General features: G+C 43.3%; 14 protein-coding genes. 13 read left to right on the top strand and 1 reads right to left on the bottom strand.

The window, feature by feature from the left end; translation table 11 throughout:
• Positions 1–21 precede the first annotated feature (21 nt).
• The 13 genes from RDN93_RS00170 (at position 22) to RDN93_RS00110 (ending at position 25,664) form a co-directional block, all read left to right on the top strand.
• A complete protein-coding gene (locus RDN93_RS00170; protein WP_308743765.1) occupies positions 22–2,874 on the top strand; it encodes a glycoside hydrolase family 2 TIM barrel-domain containing protein in 2,853 nt (950 codons plus the stop codon).
• A 298-nt stretch (positions 2,875–3,172) separates the two neighbouring features.
• Entirely contained in the window at positions 3,173–6,460 is a 3,288-nt protein-coding gene (locus tag RDN93_RS00165) for a glycosyl hydrolase (protein WP_374047349.1), read from the top strand.
• Positions 6,461–6,586: 126 nt separating this feature from the next.
• Positions 6,587–8,020, top strand: coding sequence for a sialate O-acetylesterase (locus tag RDN93_RS00160; protein ID WP_308743763.1), 1,434 nt, complete (start codon positions 6,587–6,589; stop codon positions 8,018–8,020).
• A gap of 7 nt (positions 8,021–8,027) precedes the next feature.
• Positions 8,028–10,340: a DUF5703 domain-containing protein gene (locus RDN93_RS00155; RefSeq protein ID WP_308743762.1), complete on the top strand. Its 2,313-nt coding sequence runs from the start codon at positions 8,028–8,030 to the stop codon at positions 10,338–10,340.
• A 42-nt stretch (positions 10,341–10,382) separates the two neighbouring features.
• Positions 10,383–13,022 carry a glycoside hydrolase family 2 TIM barrel-domain containing protein gene (locus RDN93_RS00150; protein WP_308743761.1) on the top strand — a complete coding sequence of 880 codons (2,640 nt, stop codon included), beginning with the start codon at positions 10,383–10,385 and terminating at the stop codon, positions 13,020–13,022.
• A gap of 91 nt (positions 13,023–13,113) precedes the next feature.
• Positions 13,114–17,544, top strand: a complete 4,431-nt coding sequence (locus RDN93_RS00145) for a two-component regulator propeller domain-containing protein (RefSeq protein WP_374047344.1) — start codon at positions 13,114–13,116, stop codon at positions 17,542–17,544.
• A gap of 58 nt (positions 17,545–17,602) precedes the next feature.
• Positions 17,603–19,285, top strand: a complete 1,683-nt coding sequence (locus RDN93_RS00140; RefSeq protein ID WP_308743759.1) for a polysaccharide lyase — start codon at positions 17,603–17,605, stop codon at positions 19,283–19,285.
• Between the two features lie 30 nt (positions 19,286–19,315).
• The gene (locus RDN93_RS00135) at positions 19,316–22,411 is read left to right on the top strand and encodes a DUF6298 domain-containing protein (RefSeq protein WP_308743758.1); all 3,096 of its coding nucleotides are present in this window, start codon (positions 19,316–19,318) and stop codon (positions 22,409–22,411) included.
• 176 nt (positions 22,412–22,587) lie between these two features.
• On the top strand, positions 22,588–23,139 hold the full coding sequence (locus tag RDN93_RS00130) for a sigma-70 family RNA polymerase sigma factor (RefSeq protein WP_308743757.1): 552 nt from the start codon (positions 22,588–22,590) through the stop codon (positions 23,137–23,139).
• 84 nt (positions 23,140–23,223) lie between these two features.
• A complete protein-coding gene (locus RDN93_RS00125; protein WP_308743756.1) occupies positions 23,224–23,475 on the top strand; it encodes a hypothetical protein in 252 nt (83 codons plus the stop codon).
• Positions 23,476–23,670: 195 nt separating this feature from the next.
• Positions 23,671–24,438 carry a threonine/serine exporter family protein gene (locus tag RDN93_RS00120; RefSeq protein ID WP_308743755.1) on the top strand — a complete coding sequence of 256 codons (768 nt, stop codon included), beginning with the start codon at positions 23,671–23,673 and terminating at the stop codon, positions 24,436–24,438.
• A gap of 1 nt (position 24,439) precedes the next feature.
• On the top strand, positions 24,440–24,925 hold the full coding sequence (locus RDN93_RS00115; RefSeq protein WP_308743754.1) for a threonine/serine exporter family protein: 486 nt from the start codon (positions 24,440–24,442) through the stop codon (positions 24,923–24,925).
• Between the two features lie 10 nt (positions 24,926–24,935).
• Positions 24,936–25,664: a DUF6064 family protein gene (locus RDN93_RS00110; protein ID WP_308743753.1), complete on the top strand. Its 729-nt coding sequence runs from the start codon at positions 24,936–24,938 to the stop codon at positions 25,662–25,664.
• Between the two features lie 97 nt (positions 25,665–25,761).
• On the opposite strand, the gene RDN93_RS00105 is transcribed toward RDN93_RS00110, so the two are convergent.
• On the bottom strand, positions 25,762–26,571 hold the full coding sequence (locus RDN93_RS00105) for an SDR family oxidoreductase (RefSeq protein ID WP_308743752.1): 810 nt from the start codon (positions 26,569–26,571) through the stop codon (positions 25,762–25,764).
• Between the last annotated feature and the right edge of the window lie 12 nt (positions 26,572–26,583).

The following is a 26,583-nucleotide window of genomic DNA, read 5'->3' as shown; positions in this document are numbered from 1 at the left end:
AACACAATAATAAAAGTAACAATGAAAAAAGTAACCACTTTATTATCAACCTTAGCGTTGGCAACTACCCTGGCTGCCCAGAATCTTCCGCAGACGGAACGGCAATACCTTTCCGGTCATGGATGTGACGACATGGTAGAATGGGACTTCTTCTGTACTGACGGGCGCAACTCCGGCAAGTGGACGAAGATTGGCGTTCCGTCCTGTTGGGAATTGCAAGGCTTTGGTACTTATCAGTACGGAATATCCTTTTACGGTAAGGCATTTCCCGAAGGAGTCGCCGACGAAAAAGGTATGTATAAGTATGAATTTGAGGTTTCCGAAAAGTTTCGCGGACAACAGGTGAATCTTGTCTTCGAAGCCTCCATGACAGATACGGAAGTGAAAGTAAACGGACGCAAAGTCGGCTCAAAACACCAGGGGGCTTTCTATCGCTTTTCATACAATGTTACGGATTTCCTTAAATACGGAAAGAAGAACTTGTTGGAGGTGACAGTAGCTAAAGAGAGTGAGAATGCAAGTGTAAACCTTGCTGAACGTCGTGCCGATTATTGGAACTTTGGCGGTATCTTCCGTCCCGTATTCCTGGAAGTGAAACCCGCCGTCAACTTGCGTCATATTGCCATTGATGCACAAATGGACGGTTCTTTCCGAGCGAATTGTTATACAAACATTTCTAATGACGGAATGAGTATCCGTGCGCAAATCAAAGATAATAAAGGTAAGAAACTTACCGAAGCAACTGTACCGGTAAAAGCTGGCGGGGACTGGACTTCTATCCAACTGAATGTCTCTAATCCTGCCCTATGGACAGCAGAAACACCGAATCTTTATAAGGCACAGTTCTCTTTACTAGACAAGAACGGCAAAGTATTGCACAACGAAACCGAAACATTCGGTTTCCGTACCATCGAAGTACGTGAAAGTGACGGGCTTTATGTAAATGGGGTACGTATCAATGTGCGTGGTGTCAACCGCCATAGCTTCCGTCCGGAAAGTGGACGTACATTGAGTAAAGCGAAGAATATCGAAGATGTTCTTTTGATAAAGAGTATGAATATGAATTCCGTCCGTTTAAGCCATTATCCGGCTGACCCGGAATTCTTGGAAGCGTGTGATTCTCTCGGATTGTATGTGATGGATGAACTGGGTGGCTGGCACGGCAAGTATGATACCCCGACCGGAGTGCGTCTGATTGAAGGTATGATAGAACGTGATGTGAATCATCCTTCTATTATCTGGTGGAGTAATGGTAATGAAAAAGGCTGGAACACGGAACTGGATGGAGAATTTCATAAATATGACCCGCAGAAACGGCCGGTTATCCATCCGCAAGGTAATTTCTCAGGTTTTGAAACCATGCATTACCGCTCGTATGGAGAAAGTCAAAACTATATGCGCCTGCCGGAAATCTTTATGCCGACAGAATTCCTTCATGGTTTGTATGATGGCGGTCACGGTGCCGGATTGTATGATTATTGGGAAATGATGCGTAAGCATCCCCGTTGTATCGGCGGTTTCCTTTGGGTATTGGCAGACGAAGGAGTGAAGCGTGTGGATATGGACGGCTTCATTGATAATCAAGGTAATTTTGGTGCTGATGGTATTGTAGGGCCACATCATGAAAAGGAAGGCAGTTATTACGCTATCAAGCAGTTATGGAGTCCGGTACAAATTATGGATACTTCCATTGACAGACAGTTCAATGGTAAACTCTCTGTGGAAAACCGTTATGATTATCTAAACTTGAACACCTGCCGTTTCCTTTGGAAGCAAGTAAAATTCCCTTCGGCAACAGACGCTTCCAATGCCGGCACTCAAGTTCTAAAACAAGGTGAAGTACAAGGCAATAATATCTCTGCTCATTCGGCAGGCATCCTGGATATTAAAACAACTATTCTTCCCGATGCGGACGCTCTCTTTGTGACAGCTATCGACAAGCAGGGACATGAACTTTGGCGTTGGACATTCCCGGTAGACAAATTGAACCAGTCAAAAGAAGAACTTTCTCCGTTATCCAGCAAAGCAACTTACACTGAAACTGATAATGACCTTACAGTAAAAGCAAACAATCGTACTTTTGTCTTTTCAAAGAAAGACGGTCAACTGAAAGGTGTATCCGTAAACAACCGCAAGATTAGTTTTGCTAATGGTCCCCGCTTCATTGGTGCCCGTCGTGCAGATCGTTCATTAGACCAGTTCTATAACCACGATGATGAGAAAGCCAAAGAAAAAGACCGTACATACAGCGAATTCCCCGATGCGGCAGTATTTACGAAACTGGATGTAAAAGAAGACGGCGGTAATCTGATTGTTACCGCAAACTACAAATTAGGTAATTTGGATAAGGCACAATGGACAATCAACCCGAGCGGAGTAATGACACTTGATTATACCTACAATTTCTCCGGTGTTGTCGATTTAATGGGAATCTGTTTTGATTATCCCGAAGAACAGGTTATCAGCAAACGCTGGCTGGGAGCAGGCCCGTACCGTGTATGGCAGAACCGTATTCATGGTACACAATACGATATTTGGGAGAATGATTACAATGACCCTATCCCGGGTGAAACCTTTACTTATCCTGAGTTCAAAGGCTACTTCGGCAATGTTTCCTGGATGAATATTCGCACGAAAGAAGGTGCTATCAGCCTGACAAACGAAACGCCCGATACTTACATCGGAGTATATCAACCGCGTGACGGTCGCGACCGCTTGCTTTATACGCTTCCCGAAAGTGGAATCTCTGTCTTGAATGTGATACCACCGGTACGTAACAAAGTAAACTCAACAGACCTGTGTGGTCCTTCTTCACAAGCCAAGTGGGTGAATGGTTCGCAAACAGGACGAATCGTTTTCCGGTTTATGGAATAAATAAAATAGCAGAAAGATAAATTCTGCCGATATTTACAAAAAGAGCTTTCTCACTGAATGAGAAAGCTCTTTTTGTATTATCTGCTGTGTCTACGGAAAATGAAATTATTTCTGAAGTTCAAGAATAGCACTTAATGTTTGTGCTACTTTATCTTTAGGAACAAAATATGCTCATGATATTAGAAGGGAAGTTTAAAAAGGAAACAGGCAATGAGTACAAAACAACCGGATTTTCGTCTTTACTTTAGTAAAAATAGATATTGGAATGAAAAACCGACTGAAACAACGAATAATTGCAATTTCCCTATTGGTATGGACTGCGATATGTCCTTCCGGTGCTCAGCATACACATTCGCTTCGCGAACAATTCCTGAATCCGTCAGATGAAGCGAAACCTTGGACATTTTGGTATTGGATGTACGGTGCCGTATCCAAAGAAGGAATCACAGCCGATTTGGAAGCGATGAAACACGCCGGACTGGGTGGTACTTATCTGATGCCTATCAGAGGTGTCAAAGAAGGAGGACAATATAATGGAAAAGCGCAACAACTGACACCGGAATGGTGGGAAATGGTGCGTTTCAGCATGGAGGAAGCAGATCGTTTAGGGCTAAAATTAGGAATGCATATCTGTGATGGATTTGCTTTGGCGGGCGGTCCTTGGATTAGTCCGAAAGAATCAATGCAGAAAGTGGTCTGGAGTGATACAATCGTTGACGGGGGTAAGCTCAAGGCACTACGCTTGCCGCAGCCGGAAGCTTATGACAATTATTATGAAGATATAGCATTGTTTGCTCTTCCCGTAGATGGAGCGATGGATGAAATGCCGGCAAAGATTACCTGTGCCAATACAGCCACTGGAAATCATATTGATTCACAAAAGACAGTGAATATGGATGCTTCGGGAGTGATTCGTTCCTCATATCCTTGCTATATTCAGTATGAATATGAGATTCCTTTCACATGTCGTAATATCGAAATTATTTTGAGTGGCAATAATTATCAAGCACACCGGCTGAAAGTGATGGCGAGCGACGATGGTATAAATTATCGTTTTGTGAAGCAATTAATTCCTGCCCGCCAAGGGTGGCAGAATACGGATGAAAATTCCACTCATACTATTCCTGTAACAACAGCCCGTTATTTCCGTTTTTACTGGACACCGGAAGGAAGTGAACCCGGAAGTGAAGATATGGATGCTGCCAAATGGAAACCGAATCTGAAAATAAAGCAATTGCGCTTGCATCGTGAAGCCCGCCTGAATCAGTGGGAAGGAAAAGCCGGACTCGTATGGCGTGTATCTTCCGCTACCAAAGAGACAGAAGTAGGGAAAAAGGACTGCTACGCCCTTTCACAAGTTATCAACCTGAGCAATCAATTCAACAATAATTCAACAGGCGACTTTAAAGAGAAAACATTAACCGCTGTCCTGCCCAAAGGCAAATGGAAACTATTGCGCATGGGGCACACCGCTACCGGACATACCAATGCGACAGCCGGAGGCGGAAAGGGACTGGAATGTGACAAGTTTAATCCGGTTACTGTCCGCAAGCAATTCGACAATTGGTTTGCACAGGCATTTGTGAAAACAAAACCGGAAGTTGCACGTCGCGTACTGAAATATATGCATGTCGATAGTTGGGAATGTGGCAGCCAGAACTGGAGTGCAAATTTTGCTATTGAATTCAAGAAACGTCACGGATACGACCTGATGCCTTATTTACCACTACTAGCAGGTATCCCGATGGAAAGTGCGGAACGTAGCGAAAAGATTCTGCGTGATGTACGTACGACTATATCCGAATTGGTTGTCGATGTTTTCTACAAAGTATTGGCAGATTGTGCCAAAGAATATGACTGCCAATTCTCTGCGGAATGTGTAGCGCCTACTATGGTCAGTGACGGACTACTACATTATCAAAAAGTAGACCTTCCGATGGGAGAGTTTTGGTTGAACAGCCCGACGCATGATAAACCCAATGACATGCTCGACGCTATCAGCGGGGCACATATATATGGAAAGAATATTATCCAGGCTGAAGGATTCACAGAAGTGCGCGGCACGTGGGACGAGCATCCCGGAATGTTGAAAACATTGCTCGACCGTAATTATGCCTTGGGTATCAATCGTCTTTTCTACCACGTATATGTACACAACCCGTGGCTGAACCGCAAACCCGGAATGACTTTGGAAGGCATCGGACTTTTCTTCCAACGCGACCAGACTTGGTGGGACAAAGGCGCAAAAGCCTTTTCCGATTATGCTACCCGTTGCCAAACATTGTTGCAATACGGGCATCCGGTGACGGATATCGCTGTGTTTACAGGAGAAGAAATCCCCCGGCGTTCTATATTACCGGAACGGTTGGTTCCCTCTTTGCCGGGTATATTTGGAGCAGAACGGGTAGAAAGTGAACGCATCCGGTTGGCAAATGAAGGACAGCCGTTACGTGTGCGTCCTGTTGGCGTAACACATTCTGCTAATATGGCCGACCCTGAAAAGTGGGTGAATCCGCTTCGGGGATATGCTTATGATAGTTTTAATAAAGATGCCCTATTACGATTGGCAAAAGCGGAAAATGGCAGAATGATATTGCCGGGTGGAGCCAGTTATAAAGTTCTGGTACTTCCGCTCGCCCGTCCGATGAATCCCGACCCGGTGGAGTTTTCGCCTGAAGTAAAGCAGAAGATAGATGAGTTGAAAGAAGCAGGCGTATTAGTTCCTGTCATACCTTATGAAGAAGATGATTTTTCAGCGTATGGACCGGAACGTGATTTGATTGTGCCGGAAGACATTGCCTGGACACATCGTCGTGGTGACTTGGGAGATATTTATTTTATAGCCAATCAGAAAGAAGAAACTCGCACGTTCACTGCAAGTATGCGTGTCAACGGAAGAAAACCGGAATGTTGGAATCCCGTGACAGGAGAAATTGATACCAATCCTCTTTATGAGTTAAAAGATAACCGCACGGAAATGATTCTGACATTAGCTCCCAATGAGTCCGTATTTGTTGTTTTTTCTACGGAAGGAATTAACAAAAACGGTGGGGAAAGTTCACAAAAAGAACAGTTATGGAAAGAGAAAAAGAATCTTGTTAAAGAAGTCCGGGAAGTTCCTTTGGATATGGAAGAGTACCGAATAAACTTCCTTAATACCGGAAAAGAGGTAATCCGGAAAACACTGTTCGACTGGAGTAAAGAAGAGGATGAACAGATTCGTTATTATTCGGGAACTGCCATTTATAAAACGACATTCCGCTGGAAAAACAAACAAAAGAAAGACGAACGAATTTATCTGAATTTTGGAAAGATATGTAATATAGCAACGGTTCGTTTGAATGGCGTAGAGTGTGGTACAATTTGGACGGCTCCTTATCGGGCTGATATAACGGCAGCTTTGAAAAAAGGAATAAACGAGCTTGAAATAGAAGTGACGAATACGTGGGCAAATGCACTGAAAGGAGCCGATGAAGGCAAAGCGCCATTTGATGGAATTTGGACGAACGCGAAATATCGCAGAGCGGAGAAGACTTTGATTCCGGCAGGATTACTGGGGCCTTTGAGCATTTCTGCCACAGAATAAAATAGATTTTTAAGGTACGGATTACACAGATTACGCTGTTGCTTTATGTAACATGATTCTTATAAACCGTGTAATCCGTGTAATCCGTGCCTAATTTATCATAGTACAGTACTTAAATATACTATAATGAAAAATTTAATGATTAAAACAGGTACAATATTAGCAAGTTTTCTGCTTGCTGCCTGCCTGTCGACACATGCGGAAGTAAAACTGCCTGCAATCTTTTCCGATGGAATGGTGATGCAGCAACAGACAAATGCCAATCTTTGGGGTACGGCAACTCCGAATAAGAAAGTTATTGTCACTACTGGTTGGAATGACAAACAATATGTGGTGACATCGGATAAGAACGGTGCATGGAAACTTACTGTCTCCACTCCGGAAGCAGGCGGTCCCTATGCGTTGACATTTGATGATGGAAGTAAGAAAACATTGAATAATATTCTGATAGGCGAACTTTGGCTCTGTTCCGGACAGAGTAATATGGAAATGCCGATGAAAGGATTCAAGAATCAGCCCGTAGAGAATGCCAATATGGATATTCTTCACAGTAAGAATCCAAGAATCCGTCTGTTTACAGTGAAACGTACTTCTACGTTCACTCCACAGAATGACGTCATCGGTTCGTGGAAAGAAGCGACCCCGGTCAGCGTCCGCGATTTCAGCGCAACAGCTTACTATTTCGGCAGACTGCTCAATGAGATAATGGACGTTCCGGTAGGATTGGTAGTAGCGGCATGGGGCGGTTCGGCATGCGAAGCATGGATGACAGCGGACTGGCTGAAAGCCTTTCCGGACGCTAAGATTCCTCAATCGGAAGCGGATATTAAATCAAAGAACCGTACTCCGACTGTGCTTTACAATGGTATGTTGCATCCCCTTATCGGCATGACGATGAAAGGAGTAATATGGTATCAGGGTGAAGACAACTGGAATCGCGCCCATACATACGCAGATATGTTTGCTACGTTGATTAACGGTTGGCGTGCCGAATGGAAACAAGGGGATTTTCCTTTTTACTATTGTCAGATAGCACCCTATGATTACGGAATCATTACGGAGAAAGGTAAAGAAGTCATAAATTCCGCCTATCTTAGGGAAGCGCAGTCGAAAGTTGAACACCGCGTAGCAAACAGCGGTATGGCTGTATTGCTGGATGTGGGAATGGAGAAGGGGATTCATCCGTCAAAAAAACGGGTTGCCGGAGAACGTCTGGCACTTCTTGCTCTGACCAGGACTTACGGAGTAGAAGGAGTAAATGGCGAAAGTCCTTATTATAAAAGCATTGAAATAAAGAATGACACGGTGGTCGTAAGCTTTGAACGTGCCGGAATGTGGATTAGCGGTAAGAACTGCTTCGAGTCGAAAAACTTTGAAGTGGCAGGCGAAGATAAAATATTCTATCCCGCAAAAGCCTGGATTGAACGTAGCAAGATGCTTGTGAAAAGTGATAAGGTTCCGCATCCGATAGCTGTCCGCTATGGATTTAAAAACTATGTGGAAGGAGACGTATATTGTGACGGATTGCCTTTAGGTTCTTTCCGTTCAGATAACTGGTGATTGAAATATGAAAAGATTTTATCTGATTATAACGATATTATTTATTGGCGTGTCGGCTCTTTGGAGTCAACATGCCAATGTCGTTTGGAATACTCCTAGCCGTAATTCTTCCGAATCCATGCCTTGCGGTGGTGGGGATATCGGTATGAATATATGGGTGGAAGATGGCGACATCCTGTTTTATGTAAGCCGCAGTGGTACATTCGACGAAAATAACTGCCAACTGAAACAAGGTCGTTTCCGCCTTCGCCTGTCACCCAATCCTTTTAAAGATGCTACCGATTTCCGTCAGGAGCTAAAGTTGAAAGACGGGTATGTAGAAATCGAAGCTGGTGGTACGCAGATACAATTTTGGGCAGATGTTTTTCATCCGGTCATTCATGTTGAGATAGTGAATGCACAGCCTTTGCAAACAGAAGTTTCTTATGAAAACTGGCGTTATCAGGAACGTCTTATCCGAAAAGGAGAGGGGCAACAGTGTTCTTACAAATGGGCTCCCCCGAAAGGAACAATTACAAGTGCAGACTTCGTTTCTCCGAAAGAGAATGTGTCCAGCAGGAAGAACCGACTTTTATTTTACCATCGCAACCCAGAACAAACCGTTTTTGATGTTGTCGTAGCACAACAAGGAATGGACGGAGTGAAGTCTCAAATGATGAATCCTCTGAAAAACCTGACTTTCGGCGGAACTCTTTTCGGAGAGAATTTAGAGTTTACAGGCATTACGGACGGTATATATGCCGGAACGGACTATCGTGCCTGGAATTTTCGCTCATCCAAGGCTGCTCGCAAGGAACAGTTCTGTATCGTACTGCATACAGACCAGACAGAAACCGTAGCGCAATGGGAACAAGGTATGCAAGCCGCTTTACAGAGAATTGCCCCGAAAGGAAGAAACTCCGTAAAGACCATCGCGCAGGATAAGAAACAAACCCGTTCATGGTGGAATACCTTTTGGCAACGTAGTTTTATCGTAGCAGAAGGGGAGGCACAGAAAATCACCCGAAACTATACACTCTTCCGTTACATGCTGGGATGCAATGCCTATGGCGATGTTCCGACGAAATTTAACGGCGGATTATTTACCTTCGATCCTTGTCATGTAGATGAGAAACAATCGTTTACTCCCGACTACCGGAAATGGGGGGGCGGGACAATGACCGCACAAAACCAACGGCTGGTATATTGGCCGATGCTGAAAAGCGGTGATTACGACATGATGCATGCCCAATTTGATTTCTATAACCGGATGCTGAAAAATGCAGAACTGCGCAGCCGTGTTTATTGGCAACATAATGGGGCCTGCTTCAGTGAACAGATAGAGAATTTCGGTTTGCCTAATCCTGCGGAATATGGCTTCAAGCGTCCGGAGTGGTTCGACAAGGGATTGGAATATAATGCCTGGCTGGAATACGAATGGGATACGGTTCTCGAGTTCTGCCAAATGATACTGGAAACAAAGAACTATGCAGATGCCGATATCACCCCTTATCTTCCTTTGATTGAAAGCTCGCTTACATTTTTCGACGAGCACTATCGTATGCTTGCTTCCCGTCGCGGCAGGAAAGTACTGGATGCTGACGGACATCTGATTCTTTTTCCGGGTTCCGCCTGTGAAACTTATAAGATGACCAACAATGCCAGCAGTACCATAGCGGCCCTACGGACAGTGCTCGAAACTTATGGACAGAAAGAGGAAATGCTGAGAACAATTCCCTCGATTCCATTGCGGTACATAGAAGTAAAAGATTCTCTGAATCCTGCATCTGCTCCAGAATTGAAGCAAACGATTTCTCCTGCTGTAAGTTGGGAGCGCATCAATAATATAGAAACTCCGCAACTTTATCCTGTATTTCCGTGGCGCATCTACGGGATAGGCAGGGAAAATTTAGAATTGGCCCGTAATACATATTTCTATGATCCGGACGCAATCAAATTCCGCTCGCATACCGGATGGAAACAAGATAATATCTGGGCTGCCTGTTTGGGACTAACTGAAGAAGCTAAGAGACTATCTCTTGCCAAACTTTCCGACGGACCGCATCGTTTTCCTGCTTTCTGGGGACCGGGCTATGACTGGACTCCCGATCATAACTGGGGTGGTAGTGGCATGATAGGGCTTCAGGAGATGCTCTTGCAGACCAATGGCAAGCAAATACTTCTTTTCCCGGCATGGCCGAAGGAATGGGATGTACATTTTAAACTGCATGCTCCGGACAAGACAACGGTGGAAGTTACGTTGAAAGGCGGAGAAGTGAAGGATTTGAAAGTTCTGCCGGAAAATAGAAAGAAAGACATTATTATAATGATAGAAGAGTAAAATAATTCGTGCCTAAAAAGAAGCCGCAAAAATAAAAAAGTTATGAATAAAAGACCGTTTTTAATCTTATCAGCTTTTCTGTTATTGTTCTCATTGACAGGAAAAGGACAAGTAGCAGATACTTACCGTCCCGAGACATCGGTTGCCGGATTTATCCAGCTTCCCGGTAGCGGGCGGCAAGTGTATAATTTCAATCCGGGATGGCGATTCTTCAAAGGAGATATCCGTGGCGCGGAAGCCGTGAATTTTGACGACCGCTCTTGGGAAATAGTCTCCACCCCTCATACAGTGGAACTGATGCCTGCTGAAGCCAGCGGATGCCGTAATTATCAAGGCCCGGCCTGGTATCGCAAGCATTTCGTGGTTCCTGCCGAAACTAAAGGCCAACGGGTGTCAATTTACTTTGAAGCAGCCATGGGCAAGCAGGTTATCTACCTGAACGGGAAACGTATCCAAGAGCATATTGGCGGCTATCTGCCATTTACGTTAGACTTAACAGCCAATGGCGTACAAGCAGGAGACTCTTGCCTGCTTGCTGTCTTTACGGACAATAGTGATGATAAATCTTATCCCCCCGGCAAACGCCAATATACTCTGGATTTCGCTTATCACGGCGGTATCTACCGCGATGTATGGATGATTGCAAAGTCTCCGATAGCTATTACGGATGCCCTTGATTCGCAGACTATCGCCGGTGGTGGAGTATTCGTTCATTTTGATAAAATCAGTGAGAAGAGTGCACAAGTTTATGTAAAGACAGAGTTACAGAATGATTCACAACGTCAGGAATCTGTTACCGTAGAAACAACACTGACCGATACAGACGGAAAAGTCATCAAGCGTACTTCCGGCAGGCTTTCTCTGAAACCCGGAGAAAAGAAATCCGTCCAACAACAAATGGAAGTGAAGAATCCGAGACTATGGTCACCGGATACACCTTATTTATATAGAGTACATTCACGGATAAAGAAAGGTAGTCAATCTATTGACGGTGGAATCACCCGTGTAGGTATCCGGCTTGCCGAATTCCGTGGGAAAGACGGCTTCTGGCTGAATGGAAAACCTTTTGGACAATTGGTCGGTGCCAACCGCCATCAAGATTTTGCCTATGTAGGCAACGCATTGTCCAACTCTCAGCAATGGCGTGACGCGAAGCGTCTGCGTGATGCAGGATGCACTATTATTCGTGTAGCTCACTATCCGCAAGACCCGTCCTTTATGGATGCCTGCGACGAACTGGGAATGTTTGTCATTGTAGCCACTCCGGGATGGCAATATTGGAATAAAGACCCTGAATTTGGAGAACTGGTTCATCAGAATACCCGTGAGATGATTCGTCGTGACCGCAATCATCCGTCCGTCCTGATGTGGGAGCCGATTTTGAATGAAACCCGCTATCCGCTTGACTTTGCCCTGAAAGCATTAGAGATAACTAAAGAAGAATATCCTTATCCGGGACGTCCCGTAGCTGCTGCCGATGTACATTCGGCAGGTGTGAAAGAGCATTATGACGTAGTCTATGGCTGGCCGGGAGATGATGAAAAAGCAGACAGGCCGGAGCAATGTATCTTCACTCGTGAATTCGGAGAAAATGTGGACGATTGGTATGCTCACAATAACAACAACCGTGCAAGCCGCAGTTGGGGAGAACGCCCGTTACTTGTACAGGCACTATCTTTGACAAAAAGCTATGATGAAATGTATCGCACTACGGGACTATTTATCGGTGGTGCGCAATGGCATCCGTTCGATCATCAGCGCGGTTACCATCCCGACCCTTACTGGGGTGGTATCTATGATGCTTTCCGTCAGAAGAAATACGCTTATGAAATGTTCCGCAGCCAGTCATCTGCCAGTCTCGAACATCCTTTGGCGGAATGCGGCCCGATGGTATTCATAGCTCATGAGATGTCACAATTCTCTGATAAGGACGTAGTAGTATTCAGTAATTGCGACTCAGTCCGTCTTTCTATCTACGACGGAATAAAGACATGGACGAAACCTGTGATTCACGCAAAGGGGCATATGCCTAATGCACCTGTCATCTTTGATGATGTATGGGATTTTTGGGAAGCACGCGGATACAGTTATACCCAGAAGAACTGGCAGAAAGTCAATATGGTTGCCGAAGGTATTATCAACGGGAAAGTGGTATGCGCACAAAAGAAAATGCCTTCCCGCCGTTCTACCAAGCTGCGTATGTATGTAGACACTCAGAAAGTAAATCTGGTAGCAAACGGTTCCGATTTTATTGTAGTAGTTGCTGAAGTGACCGATGATAGTGGAAACGTGCGCCGTCTGGCAAAGGAGAATATCGTATTCACGGTAGAGGGCGAGGGAGAGATTATCGGAGATGCCACAATCAATGCCAATCCCCGTACTGTTGAATTCGGTTCGGCTCCTGTATTGATTCGTTCAACACGAAAAGCCGGAAAGATAAGAGTGAAAGCTCATGTCCAGTTTGAAGGGACACAGGCTCCGACAGCTACCGAACTGGAATTTGAAAGTATCCCGGCGGAATTTCCTTTCTGTTATGAAGAACAGACGATGGCTTCATCGACAATGAAAACAGGGTTGCCGAAAAGTAAATCCGAAGGAAAAATAAAGTTGACAGAAGAAGAACGTCAACGGGTGTTGGACGAAGTGGAACGCCAGCAAACGGAATTTGGAACTGAAAAATAGAAGAAGAAAATAGAAGAAGATAGTGATTTTGATCACTATCTTCAAAAAAAAGATTATCTTTGACTGCATTTAATTCCAATTATTACCATAAATGAGAAAACGGAGTATTCTAATACTATTACTATCGATGATAGGCGTCTGTGCTTTTGCCTATCCGAATATGATTGTAGAACACTACACAGCAGAACGCGGTTTGCCTAATAATATTGTCAATTGTACTTTAAAAGGAAAAGATGGATTTGTCTGGTTTGGTACATGGTATGGACTATGCAGTTTTGACGGAACCAAATTCCGTTCGTATGATAACCGCGACGGATTCTATTCCGCTGATATTCCCCCTCGTAAAATACAACGTATTGTAGAAGATAAAAACGGTTTTTTGTGGATTAAGACCATCGACCGTAAACTTTACTTGTTCGACAAGCGGCATGAAAGTTTCCATGCTGTCTATGATGACGTGAAGGAATATTCTGAAAACATTCAGATAATCAAAATTCAGACGACGGAAGACGGAGATGTCCTGTTGCTGACCAAAGACAAGAGTCTTCTGCGTGCCTACACCAATAAAGAAGGCAAGATTACGATGAAGCAGTTGCACGACTCACGCCCCAATGTGAACGTTTATGATATGCGGCTGAAACACAATGTCTTCTGCGAAACAGATGAATTCATCAACTGGATAGGCATGGATTATCAGATTCTGTCTCTCAGAAAGGGAGAAGCCTTGAAAGATAAACCGGGCGACTTCATACAGAAAAAGGTTTCTGCCGATTCCGAACAGTTTACTTGTGCTTCCTACAATTCTAAATTCCTGTGGCTGGGAGATAAAAACGGCCACATTTACAGCATTGACCCACAAAACGGAGTCGTGAACCGTTATGAGATACCGGAAATCAGCCAGGCTATCTCTAATATACTGGTTACTGAATCCGGCTTGATGTATATCACCACCAATGAAGGTACTTATGAATACAATATCGGTTACAAACAATTGACCAAACTCCCATTCATCATCTCCGGAAAAGATGGCGGTATTATATTCTATGATAAATATGACAAGATATGGTTTCAGGAAGGCAATCATGCTTTGACGTATTATGATCCATTGAACAGAAGTTATCATCGTTATGCATTTCCTGATCATAATACTATCGGAAACTTCGAAATGCAGGATGCAGGCGAACAAGGTATGTTTTTCCTGACTCCGGGAGGTGAAATTCTTTTGTTTGACCGCGACAAACTGGAGATGACCCGCATCAATCAGATGAAACCTTTCTCCGATGACTTCCCCAATCAACTGTTCTTCCATCTTCTTTTGGATACAGACGGAATTCTCTGGTTAGCATCTACGGGTAGCGGAGTTTATAGAGTAAACTTTCCTAAAAAACAATTCCATTTGCTGGCCGAAGTATCTCCCGTCCCTGCCACCACCGAGAAACTTACCTCTTGGAATCAGGGAATACGTGCCCTCTATCAGGCACAGAATGGAGATATTTGGGTAGGAACCCGCTGGCAGACTTTGTATCGCCTGGATCGTAACGGACAGGTGAAACAGATTTTCTCTGACAAGAACTATCTTCTCGGTGCCGTCTATCACATCATGGAAGACAAGGACGGGAATATGTGGTTCTCTACCAAAGGTAACGGACTTGTCAAAGCCGAACCGGACATGAATTCTCCTCATGGCCTGCACTTTACCCGTTATAAGAATGACCCTAAAAATCCGAACTCTATCAGTAATAATGATGTGTACTTCACTTATCAGGACAGCCGGGGACGCATCTGGGTAGGGTTGTTGGGCGGCGGCTTGAACCTGATTTCCGAAGAAAACGGCGAGATTGTCTTCAAGCATAAATACAACGGACTAAAGCAATATCCTCCTTATGGCCTCTATATGGAAGTGCGTACAATGACGGAAGATGAAGACGGGCGCATTTGGGTAGGGACAATGGATGGGCTGATGTCTTTTGACGGACACTTTACCGCACCCGAACAAATTCAGTTTGAAACTTATCGCCAGGTAAGCGAACATTCCAATGTAGCAGATAATGATATTTATGTGTTATATAAGGATACAGACTCGCAAATTTGGGTAAGTGTATTTGGCGGAGGACTGAACAGACTTGTTCGATACGACAAGAAAAAACGTGAGCCGATCTTCAAATCATACGGCATACGTGAGGGGATGAACAATGATGTAGTCAAATCAATAGTAGAAGATAAAAACGGTAATCTGTGGTTTACAACCGAAATAGGCTTGTCCTGTTTCAATAAAGCGACCGAACAGTTCCGTAACTACGATAAATATGACGGTTTTTTAAACGTGGAGATGGAAGAGGGCAGTGCACTCCGTACATTGAACGGTGACTTGTGGATTGGCACCCGGCAAGGAATCCTGGCATTCTCGCCGGATAAATTGGAAACACAGCATACGAACTATGACACGCGTATTGTTGATTTTAAAGTTTCCAACCGGGATTTGCGCAGTTTCGTCGATTGCCCGATTTTGAAAGAAGCCATCACATACACTGACGCAATCCGGTTGAACTACAATCAATCTATGTTCACGATAGAATTTGCCGCCTTGAATTTCTACAATCAGAACCGGGTGTCTTATCGCTATATACTCGAAGGATATGAGAAAGAATGGCACTATAATGGTAAGAACCGTATTGCTTCATATACCAACGTTCCTCCGGGCAAATATAAATTTCGGGTAGAAACAATGGACGAAGCTAACCCGGAGCTTGTTTCCAACTGCACTTTAGTTGTCACCATTCTTCCACCTTGGTGGTTAAGCTGGTGGGCTACGCTTATTTATGTAATTCTTGGGTTAGCGGCTCTTTATTTCGGTCTGCGCCTGGCTTTCTTCATGCTTAAAATGAAGAATGACATCTATATCGAGCAAAAGGTTTCGGAGATGAAAATCAAGTTCTTCACTAATATTTCCCATGAGCTTCGTACACCCTTGACATTGATTAAAGGCCCGATACAGGAATTGAAAGAACATGAGAAATTATCTTCGAAAGGATTGCAATATGTGGAATTAATGGAGAAGAATACTAATCAGATGTTGCAATTGGTAAATCAGATTCTCGATTTCAGGAAGATTCAGAATGGTAAGATGCGTCTGCATGTTTCTTTGATCAACTTTAATGAAATGATTGCCTCTTTCCAGAAAGAGTTCCGGGTACTTTCGGAAGAAAATGAAATCAGTTTTACTTTCCATTTGCCGGACGAATCGATTATGGTATGGGCGGACAAAGAGAAATTGAGTATTGTAGTACGGAATATCATATCGAATGCATTTAAGTTTACGCATTCCGGCGGAAGTATCTATGTCACAACCGGATTGACGGATGACGGAAAGCGCTGTTATGTGCGGGTAGAGGATAATGGCGAAGGTATTCCGCAAAACAAGCTGACCGAAATATTCGAACGCTTTGCGCAAGGGGAGAATACTAAGAATCCATATTATCAAGGTACGGGCATCGGTCTGGCACTTTCCAAAGAAATAGTCAACCTGCATCACGGATTGATTCATGCCGAAAGCCCTGAAGGACAGGGGGCTGTATTTACGGTGGAACTCCTAATGGACAAGGAACATTACCGCCCGTCGGAAGTAGATTTCTATGTCAGCGATACGGAGACAGTTCCGGTAGTTGCCGGAGAAGAGTCAACCGGGAATATTCCTTCTTCGGAAGGAGTGGAAGAAGAGCCGGAAATTGATGCTTCATTACCTACCCTTCTACTGGTAGAAGATAATAAAGACCTTTGTCAATTGATAAAACTTCAATTAGAAGATAAATTTAACATTCATATTGCTAATAATGGAGTGGAAGGCTTGAAGAAAGTACATCTGTATCATCCTGATATTGTGGTGACCGACCAAATGATGCCTGAAATGGACGGTTTGGAAATGTTGCAGGCTATCCGGAAAGACTTCCAGATCAGCCACATCCCAGTGATTATCCTGACTGCAAAGAACGATGAAGGTGCCAAGACGAAAGCGATTACGCTGGGAGCAAATGCCTACATTACGAAACCGTTCAGCAAAGAATATTTGCTGGCACGTATTGAGCAGTTACTTGCCGAACGAAAAATATTCCGTGAGCGTATCCGTCTGCAAATGGAAAATCAGACAACGACGGAAGAGGACAGCTACGAACAATATTTGGTAAAGAAAGACGTACAATTCCTTGAAAAGATTCATCAGGTGATTGAGGAGAATATGGATGATAGTGATTTCAATATAGATACGATAGCTTCCGGCATCGGCTTGAGTCGTTCGGCATTCTTCAAGAAGTTGAAGAGTCTTACCGGACTGGCTCCCGTAGATCTGGTAAAAGAGATTCGCTTGAATAAATCCATAGAATTGATTAAAAATACGGATCTGAGTGTTTCTGAGGTTGCTTTTGCCGTCGGATTCAAAGATTCAGGCTATTACAGCAAGTGTTTCCGAAAGAAATATAACCAGACTCCCCGTGAATATATGAATGAATGGCGGAAAGGAGAGAGATAACCGATTACAAAATGCTTTCTTAATCGTCTTTTTAGAAAACCTATTAAGATTCGAAAGAATGAATAACATCAAGAAAGTATTATCAGCATGGATGTTGGTCGCCTGTGTACTACCTGCGGCAGCACAATATCCTGTGATTCCGGACTCGGTAAAGGCACGAGGAGCAAAACAGGAAGCAGAGTTCGAACGGAAATCAGATGCGGCATGGGAAAAAGCCTTGCCGACAGTTTTGCAAGAAGCACAAAATGGACGTCCCTACAAACCGTGGGCTTCCAAACCGGAAGATTTGATAAAGAGTAATATTCCCGCTTTTCCCGGTGCAGAAGGTGGAGGTATGTACACTCCCGGTGGCCGTGGAGGAAAGGTTATTGTAGTTACTTCCCTCGAAGATTCAGGTCCCGGAACACTTCGGGAAGCCTGCGAAACCGGTGGCGCGCGTATCATTGTTTTCAATGTGTCGGGGGTGATTCGCTTGAAAAGCCCGATTAGCGTGCGTGCTCCTTATGTGACAATTGCCGGTCAGACAGCACCCGGAGACGGTATATGTGTGACAGGTCAGTCTTTTCTGATTGATACGCATGATGTTGTCATCCGCCATATGCGTTTCCGTCGTGGTGCGCAAGATGTTGCTTTTCGTGATGATGCGTTAGGAGGAAATGCAGTAGGGAACATTATGATTGACCACTGTTCTGCAAGCTGGGGACTGGATGAGAACATGTCTATCTACCGTCATGTATATAATAGAGGAGCAGATGGATACGGATTGAAACTTCCGACGGTAAATATTACCATCCAGAATTCGGTGTTCTCTGAAGCATTGGATGCTTATAATCATGCGTTCGGTGCTACCATTGGCGGACATAATAGTATGTTCTGTCGCAATCTCTTTGCTTCCAATATCAGCCGTAACAGTTCGGTAGGTATGGATGGCGACTTTAACTTCGTCAACAATGTTGTTTTCAACTGGTGGAATCGTTCCGTAGACGGAGGAGATAACAAGAGTTTCTACAATATGATTAATAACTACTTCAAACCGGGGCCTATCACTCCGTTGGATAAACCGATTTCGTACCGTATTCTCAAACCAGAGGCCGGACGTGACAAAAGTAAGCCTTTGTCTTTCGGAAAAGCGTATGTAAACGGTAATATCGTTCATGGCAATGCTAAAGTTACGAAGAACAACTGGGACGGTGGCGTGCAACTGGCCAGTGAAGTAGATGCCGATAAATTCCTGCCACAAATAAAAGTGGATGAACCGTTCAAAATGTCTCCGGTCACTGTTATGGATACCAAAAAAGCTTTTAATTTTGTGATGGAGAATGTAGGAGCCAATTTCCCGAAACGTGATGCGGTAGACGCCCGTGTCATCAAGACTGTACAGACAGGAAAAGCCATTTATGTAAAAGATGCCCCTGAATTTGTCTCTCCTTATGTGAAGAGACGTTTACCCGCTGACTCTTATAAGCAGGGAATCATTACAGATATTCGTCAGGTAGGCGGACTTCCCGAATATAAAGGGGAACCGGTGACAGACTCTGATGGAGACGGTATGCCGGATGTATGGGAAATCGCTAACGGATTGAACCCGAACGACCCGACTGATGCTGTGAAAGATTGTAATGGTGACGGCTATACCAACATCGAAAAATATATCAATGGTATAGATACAAAGAAGAAAGTGGATTGGACGGATTTGAAGAATAATCACGATACACTGTCTAAGCGGAAAAGTTTATTTTAGCCAAATGAATAGATAATAAAGTTTTTTGTAATGAATATACAAATAAGAACTATCCTTTTGGGATTATTGAGCATCGGGTTTGCGCAGGGGCATGCGCAAACCTTTGCTTTGCAAGTAAAAGATGATCAAATCACTTATCTGACTGATGAGCGGGGCAACCGGATTCTTGATTTCTCGGTTTGCGGTTATCAGGCATCCGAACAGGATATCCCTTCTGTCCGGAATATGGTATTTGTACCTTGGATGGCAGGAGACAACACAGCACGGATTCAACGTGCCATCAACTACGTAGCTTCACTGACTCCCGATGCTTCCGGCTTTCGTGGAGCCGTATTATTAGACAAAGGAGAATTTTCTTTGTCCGGCAGCATCCGTATCACTGCATCCGGAATCGTATTGCGTGGAATGGATAAAGAGAAAACGGTATTGTTGAAACAAGGAGTAGACCGAGGTTCACTTATCTATGTGGAAGGAACGAACGACTTGAATATGCAAGATACATTGCAAGTGCTTTCTAAGTATGTTCCGGTAAATACAAGAACATTGGAAGTTGCTTTGGGAACTTCTCTGAAGAAAGGTGACCGGATAATGGTAACCCGTCCTTCCGGGAAAGAGTGGATTGCTTCTTTAGGTTGTGACATCTTTGGTGGTGGAATCAGTGCTTTGGGGTGGAAAGAGGGTGATATGGATTTGACTTGGGACAGGACTGTTACTGAAGTGAATGGTAATCAAATCACATTGGATGCTCCGTTAACCGTGGCCTTGGACACCCAAAACGGTGCTTCTATGATTATGACTTACCAATGGGACGGACGTATCAATCATTGTGGAGTAGAGAATATGACATTGGTTTCCGACTATGATAGACGTTATCCAAAAGACGAAGACCATTGCTGGACAGGCATCTCCATCGAAAATGCGGAAAACTGCTGGGTAAGACAGGTCAACTTCAAGCATTTTGCAGGAAGCGCCGTTATTGTTCAGCGTACAGGTTCCAGGATTACTGTCGAGGACTGTATTTCGAGAGAGCCCGTTTCTGAAATTGGCGGAATGCGTCGTTGCACTTTCCATACGTTGGGACAGCAGACCTTATTTCAACGTTGTTATTCGGAACAAGGCATTCATGATTTTGCTGCCGGATACTGTGCAGCCGGTCCCAATGCTTTCGTACAATGTGACTCATATGAATCTTTAGGCTTCAGTGGTTCCATTGATGCCTGGGCATGCGGATTACTGTTTGATGTAGTCAATATTGACGGACATAATCTTACTTTTAAGAATTTGGGACAAGACAAGAACGGAGCCGGATGGAATACGGCAAACAGCTTGTTCTGGCAGTGTACCGCCGCAGAAATCGAATGTTATGCTCCGGCAAAAGATGCAAAGAACCGCGCATACGGTTGCTGGGCACAATTCTCCGGTGACGGTGAATGGGCACAGTCCAATAATCATGTACAACCACGCAGTATCTTTTATGCCCAATTAGCAGACCGGCTGCAAAAAGAATGTACCGAACGTGCCCGCATTCTGCCAAGAAATACGAGCGCAACCAGTAGCCCGACCGTAGAAATGGCTATGAAACTGGCAAAAGAAGCATATATCCCCCGTCTGACATTGGAACACTGGATTGAAGAAAATAAGTTTATTCCTTCAGTGGCATCAACCGGAGTGAAATCAATAGATGATATCAAAGAGAAAAAGACCTTTTCCAGCAACTTACCGGCACAACCGGAAGTAACTATTGCCAACGGACGTATCCAAATGGACGGTGCTTTGTTAGTCGGTGGCAGCCATACTACTCCTTGGTGGAATGGAAGACTCAAAACTAGTTTCTTGAAAAAGGCGAGCCCCGCCATTACCCGTTTTGTTCCGGGATGTGAAGGATTGGGATTGACAGATCGTATCGACTCTGTCGTCAACTTTATGAAACAGAAGAACATTCTTGTTTTTGACCAAAACTACGGACTATGGTACGACCGTCGCCGGGACGACCATGAACGTGTTCGTCGCCGGGATGGAGATGTATGGGGACCTTTTTACGAACAACCTTTCGGACGTAGCGGTCAAGGGACAGCTTGGGAAGGGCTAAGTAAATATGACTTGAACCGCCCTAACGCATGGTATTGGGCACGATTGAAAGAATTTGCAGAAAAAGGAAGCGAAAACGGACTGCTTTTATTTCACGAAAACTACTTCCAGCATAATATCATAGAAGCTGGGGCACATTGGGTGGATAGTCCGTGGAGAAGCAGCAACAATATCAATCAGACCGGATTCCCGGAACCTGTTCCGTTTGCCGGTGACAAGCGAATCTTCGTAGCAGATATGTTTTATGATATAACTCATCCGGTACGTCGTGAGTTGCACAGACAATACATCCGTCAATGTCTGAATAACTTTGCCGATAATTCGAATGTCATTCAACTGACAAGTGCGGAATTTACAGGTCCGTTGCACTTTGTACAATTTTGGTTGGATGTCATCGCCGAATGGGAAGCGGAAACCAGTAAAAAAGCCAAAGTAGCACTGAGTACAACCAAAGATGTGCAGGATGCTATTCTTGCGGATTCGAAACGGGCTGCGGTGGTAGACATTATTGATATCCGTTACTGGCATTATAAGACGGACGGTATCTTTGCACCGGAAGGTGGAAAGAATATGGCTCCCCGCCAGCATATGCGCAAGATGAAAGTAGGAAAGGTCACTTTCAATGAAGCATATAAAGCAGTAAATGAGTATCGTCAGAGATTTCCTCAGAAAGCAGTGACATTCTATGCACAGAATTATCCGGCTATGGGGTGGGCTGTATTCATGGCAGGCGGTTCATGTCCTGTAATTCCGTGCACAGATAAAGCATTCCTAAAGGATGCTGCGACTATGGTAGTGGAAGAAACAAATACTGATGAGTATAAGAAATTGGTAAAATCTGATATTGGAAGTATCATTTATTCCAAGTCCGGAACAGAAATTCCTATTCAATTATCGTCCGGGAAATATGTATTAAAGTACATCCATCCTGGTTCCGGAGAAATGGAAATAATAAATAAATCGTTGAAAATAAAAGGATTATACAATCTAAAAGTGCCCAGCAAGAAAGAAGGTATTTATTGGTTCCACAAACTGTAAAACAGTAAATCCCATTGAAGGCAAATCAGTGGGATTTACTGTTTCATCAGTAATTTCTAATAAAAGAGTGTTATAAAACATGATACTTGTTTTTTCAATCCACAAACCAGATTTTACCTAAGGGTGCGGTCGATACTGCTTAGTTTTGCAACATCAAATTCAATCGAAATAATGCTATGATGGAACAGACTAATAATTCAACCGAAAATTTATTCGCTTCTTTTCAAGCGGGAAATATGGCAGCTTTTTCTCAATTATATGATTTGCACATCAACGTCCTTTTTAATTATGGGTTAAAGCTGACTATTGATAAAGAGTTACTTCAGGATTGCGTTCATGATGTATTCGTAAAACTCTATACTAAAAGAGATGAATTAGGCACCATTGACAATGTAAAGTCATATTTGTTCATCTCATTAAAGAATAAGCTTTGCGACGAACTTCGCAGACGTATGTATATGTCCGACACATCCATCGAAGAGGTGAATCTGCCGACTCCCACAGATGTAGAAGACGATTATATGGAAAAAGAGCAACGCAAGAACGAGTTTTCATTGGTAAAGCGTTTACTGGACCAATTATCACCCCGTCAGCGTGAAGCGCTCACATTATACTATATAGAAGAAAAGAAATATGAGGATATTTGTGAGATTATGAATATGAATTATCAGTCTGTACGCAATTTGATGCATCGCGGATTATCCAAGTTGCGTACATTGGCAAGTTAATATTAGTAAAAAGGTTATTTTATTGAGTACATATACAGGATAACGTCGTCCTATTTATGTAAAACGCTTAAAAAAGGATGCGATATGTGCTCTAAGGTAAAAGATTTTTTGACGGATGATGATTTCATCAACTATGTACTGGGTATAACTCCGCAATCAGCCTCCCAATGGGAGACTTATTTCAGAGAGCACCCAGAAGAAATGGCAGATGCAGAAGAAGCTAAAGCTATATTATTGGCTCCGGCGGACGTTGCTTGCGATTTCTCAATAGATGAAAATAAGATATTAAAAGATAGGATTGTTAGTAGTATAAAAGATTTTTCGGGTATTTTGTAGTTAGGTTAGATAAAGTTAGGTTAGTTAAGGCATTAAAGATTGACGCAGTCTTTCATAGTAACTCATTTTTTGAGGAACACTATGAAAGATTGTGTTTTTTGTTTTCGGATATTTAGTGAGAAAATATTCAGGAATAAGGCTTGCTCCTAGAACTCTTTTTTGTACTTTTGCGCCCGATTAAAAAATATCACATTCATGAAGACAAGCGAATCTTTATTATCCGTAGGTAAGTTTATTGCAGAATATTCAGCCCATTTAATGGGGGCCGGAGTACATACTTCACGAGTAGTGCGTAACTCCAAACGTATCGGAGAAGCTTTTGGTTTAGATGTAAAATTAGGTGTATTTCATAAAAATATCATTCTTACAATTATAGATAAGGAAACGAATGAGGCCTGTAATGAGGTAATAGATATCCCTGCACATCCTATCAGTTTTGAACATAACTCAGAGTTAAGTGCATTAAGTTGGGAAGCGTTAGATAACCATTTGTCGTTGGAAGAACTGACTGCGAAATACAAGAAGATTGTTTCCGCTCCGATGATACATCCTCTTTTCGTTTTACTATTAGTGGGATTTGCCAATGCATCATTCTGTAAATTGTTTGGCGGGGATTTAATCTCTATGGGAATTGTTTTCTCGGCCACTATTACGGGACTCTACCTGAAACAGCAGATGCAGAGAAAGAAAATGAATCATTATATTGTATTCATAGTCTCGGCATTCGTCGCTTCTCTTTGTGCTTCTACAGCTCTGATTTTCGACACGACATCCGAAATAGCAATGGCGACCAGTGTACTTTATCTTGTTCCCGGCGTCCCTTTGATTAATGGCGTGATTGATGTAGTCGAAGGATATGTTCTGACAGGGTTTGCCCGCCTGACGGAAGCTTCTTTACTGATTGTCAGCATTGCCATCGGACTTTCCTTCACATTATTAATGGTAAAAAACAGTTTAATTTAATATGATAGCACTTGACATTCTTACTGATGGATTTTTTGCAGCAGTAGCAGGTATAGGATTTGGGGCGATTTCCGATCCGCCCTTGCGTGCATTCAAAATGATTGCCATATTGGCGGCATTGGGACACGCCTGCCGTTTTTGTTTGATGACTTATTTAGGTGTGGATATTGCTACGGCTTCTTTATTTGCCGGATTGGTAATCGGTTTCGGTAGCTTGTGGTTAGGAAAAAAGGTATATTGCCCAATGACGGTACTTTACATTCCGGCATTGCTTCCCATGATTCCCGGTAAGTTCGCATACAACATGGTATTTTCACTCATCATGTGCTTACAAAATGTGAATGACCCGGAAAATCTGGATAAATTCATGTCAATATTCTTCTCTAACACAATGGTGGCAAGTACAGTTATTTTCATGTTGGCAGTAGGAGCCACATTCCCGATGTTCCTGTTCCCACATAGAGCTTTTTCATTAACAAGACATTAAAACAACTTTTATGGAGATTTTTTGGAGAACAATTGCATATTATAATTCAGCTACCTGGATTTTACAGATATTGATCATTTTGATTGGTATCGCATTGACCAGCTTGCTTATCAGCAAGCCACGTCCATGGGTAAAGATGGCAATGAAGTTCTATATGATAGGGCTTTATGCATGGATTTCTATCGTTTACTATTATGTTTATTGCGAAGAACGCAGTTATAATGGAGTGATGGCAATGTTTTGGGGAGTCATGGCTATTATTTGGATATGGGATGCGATTACAGGATATACGACTTTTGAACGTACTCATAAATATGATATATTATCCTATATCCTGTTGGCGATGCCTTTCATATATCCTTTGGTATCATTGGCGCGCGGACTTTCTTTTCCGGAAATGACTTCTCCGGTCATGCCTTGCTCTGTGGTTGTATTTACTATCGGATTATTGTTGCTGTTTGCTCACAAGGTAAATATGTTTTTGGTACTTTTCCTTTGCCATTGGTCATTGATAGGATTATCAAAAACCTATTTCTTTCAAATTCCTGAGGATTTTCTGTTGGCCAGTGCAACGATTCCGGGGCTATACCTTTTCTTCAGAGAATATTTCCTGAATAATCTGCATGTCGATACGAAGCCGAAAGCAAAATATATTAATTGGCTGTTGATTACAGTCTGTGTCGGACTGGCTATATTATTGACTACAACGATGTTCTTGGAACTAGTTCCGAAGAACTAGTCAGGACAGAAAAAAGCTAAGGCACGGATTACGCGGATTTCACGCTTTTTGTTAATCAACAAATGATTAGCTATCGTGAAATCCGCGTAATTTGTACCTAATTAATAGCGTAAAAAATCCGAAGGGCATAGTGTATTACCGTATCGGGCAACCATCTTTTACTTTTTGCGAACAGGACTTGTACTAACGGCCCTACTTTGGTTCGGAAAGGCGGATTCTTGCGAGCCACTATTCTACAGATTGCAGCTGCTAACTTTCGTGGATGGCATCCATTACGTTCTTCCTTTTCTATAATGCCTAGCGATTTCAAGAAACTTTCTTTGTAATCAGCATCCGATCTTGTCAGTTCGGAAATATTCCGGTTATCCGTAAATCCGGTATTAAAATCTCCCGGCTCTACCAAACATACCTTAATATTAAACGGGTGCACTTCCAAGGCTAAAGCTTCACTATAACCTTCCACAGCAAACTTCGAAGCCGAATAAAAACCCTGATAGGGGATACCCATCACACCACCGATAGAACTTATATTGATAATTTTACCTTTCCGTGCTTTGCGCATGACAGGCAATACTTCCCTGCACATATTCACCACACCGAAGAAATTGGTATTCATCTGTTTGCTCACCTCATCTTCCGTAGCAAGTTCCAGTGCACCACTAATACCTATGCCAGCATTATTAATCAGTACATCTATCTGTCCTTGCTCCGATATAATCTGCTTTACTGCCTGACGAATAGAAAGAGGACTGGTGACATCAACGACAAGCATTTTTACATTGTTCATATTTTCGGAAGGTTTCCGGCTTGTTCCGTAAACGATGTGTCCTTGTTCCGATAACATTTGAGCAGTGAACTTTCCGAATCCGGAAGATGCTCCCGTGATAAGTATGACTTGTGATTGCATATTCTCCTATTT

The organism is uncultured Bacteroides sp. (genome assembly GCF_902491285.1).
Lineage (GTDB): Bacteria > Bacteroidota > Bacteroidia > Bacteroidales > Bacteroidaceae > Bacteroides.
This window is presented reverse-complemented; position numbering and strand designations above follow the sequence as displayed.

What these genes read in the sequence shown, in the direction of transcription:
- RDN93_RS00110 (WP_308743753.1), top strand. Translation starts at nt 24,936, where the DNA reads ATGGAGATTTTTTGGAGAACAATTGCATATTATAATTCAGCTACCTGG.
- RDN93_RS00120 (WP_308743755.1), top strand. Translation starts at nt 23,671, where the DNA reads ATGAAGACAAGCGAATCTTTATTATCCGTAGGTAAGTTTATTGCAGAA.
- RDN93_RS00155 (WP_308743762.1), top strand. Translation starts at nt 8,028, where the DNA reads ATGAAAAGATTTTATCTGATTATAACGATATTATTTATTGGCGTGTCG.
- RDN93_RS00140 (WP_308743759.1), top strand. Translation starts at nt 17,603, where the DNA reads ATGAATAACATCAAGAAAGTATTATCAGCATGGATGTTGGTCGCCTGT.
- RDN93_RS00125 (WP_308743756.1), top strand. Translation starts at nt 23,224, where the DNA reads ATGTGCTCTAAGGTAAAAGATTTTTTGACGGATGATGATTTCATCAAC.
- RDN93_RS00150 (WP_308743761.1), top strand. Translation starts at nt 10,383, where the DNA reads ATGAATAAAAGACCGTTTTTAATCTTATCAGCTTTTCTGTTATTGTTC.
- RDN93_RS00105 (WP_308743752.1), bottom strand. Translation starts at nt 26,571, where the DNA reads ATGCAATCACAAGTCATACTTATCACGGGAGCATCTTCCGGATTCGGA.
- RDN93_RS00160 (WP_308743763.1), top strand. Translation starts at nt 6,587, where the DNA reads ATGAAAAATTTAATGATTAAAACAGGTACAATATTAGCAAGTTTTCTG.
- RDN93_RS00130 (WP_308743757.1), top strand. Translation starts at nt 22,588, where the DNA reads ATGATGGAACAGACTAATAATTCAACCGAAAATTTATTCGCTTCTTTT.
- RDN93_RS00135 (WP_308743758.1), top strand. Translation starts at nt 19,316, where the DNA reads ATGAATATACAAATAAGAACTATCCTTTTGGGATTATTGAGCATCGGG.
- RDN93_RS00145 (WP_374047344.1), top strand. Translation starts at nt 13,114, where the DNA reads ATGAGAAAACGGAGTATTCTAATACTATTACTATCGATGATAGGCGTC.
- RDN93_RS00115 (WP_308743754.1), top strand. Translation starts at nt 24,440, where the DNA reads ATGATAGCACTTGACATTCTTACTGATGGATTTTTTGCAGCAGTAGCA.
- RDN93_RS00170 (WP_308743765.1), top strand. Translation starts at nt 22, where the DNA reads ATGAAAAAAGTAACCACTTTATTATCAACCTTAGCGTTGGCAACTACC.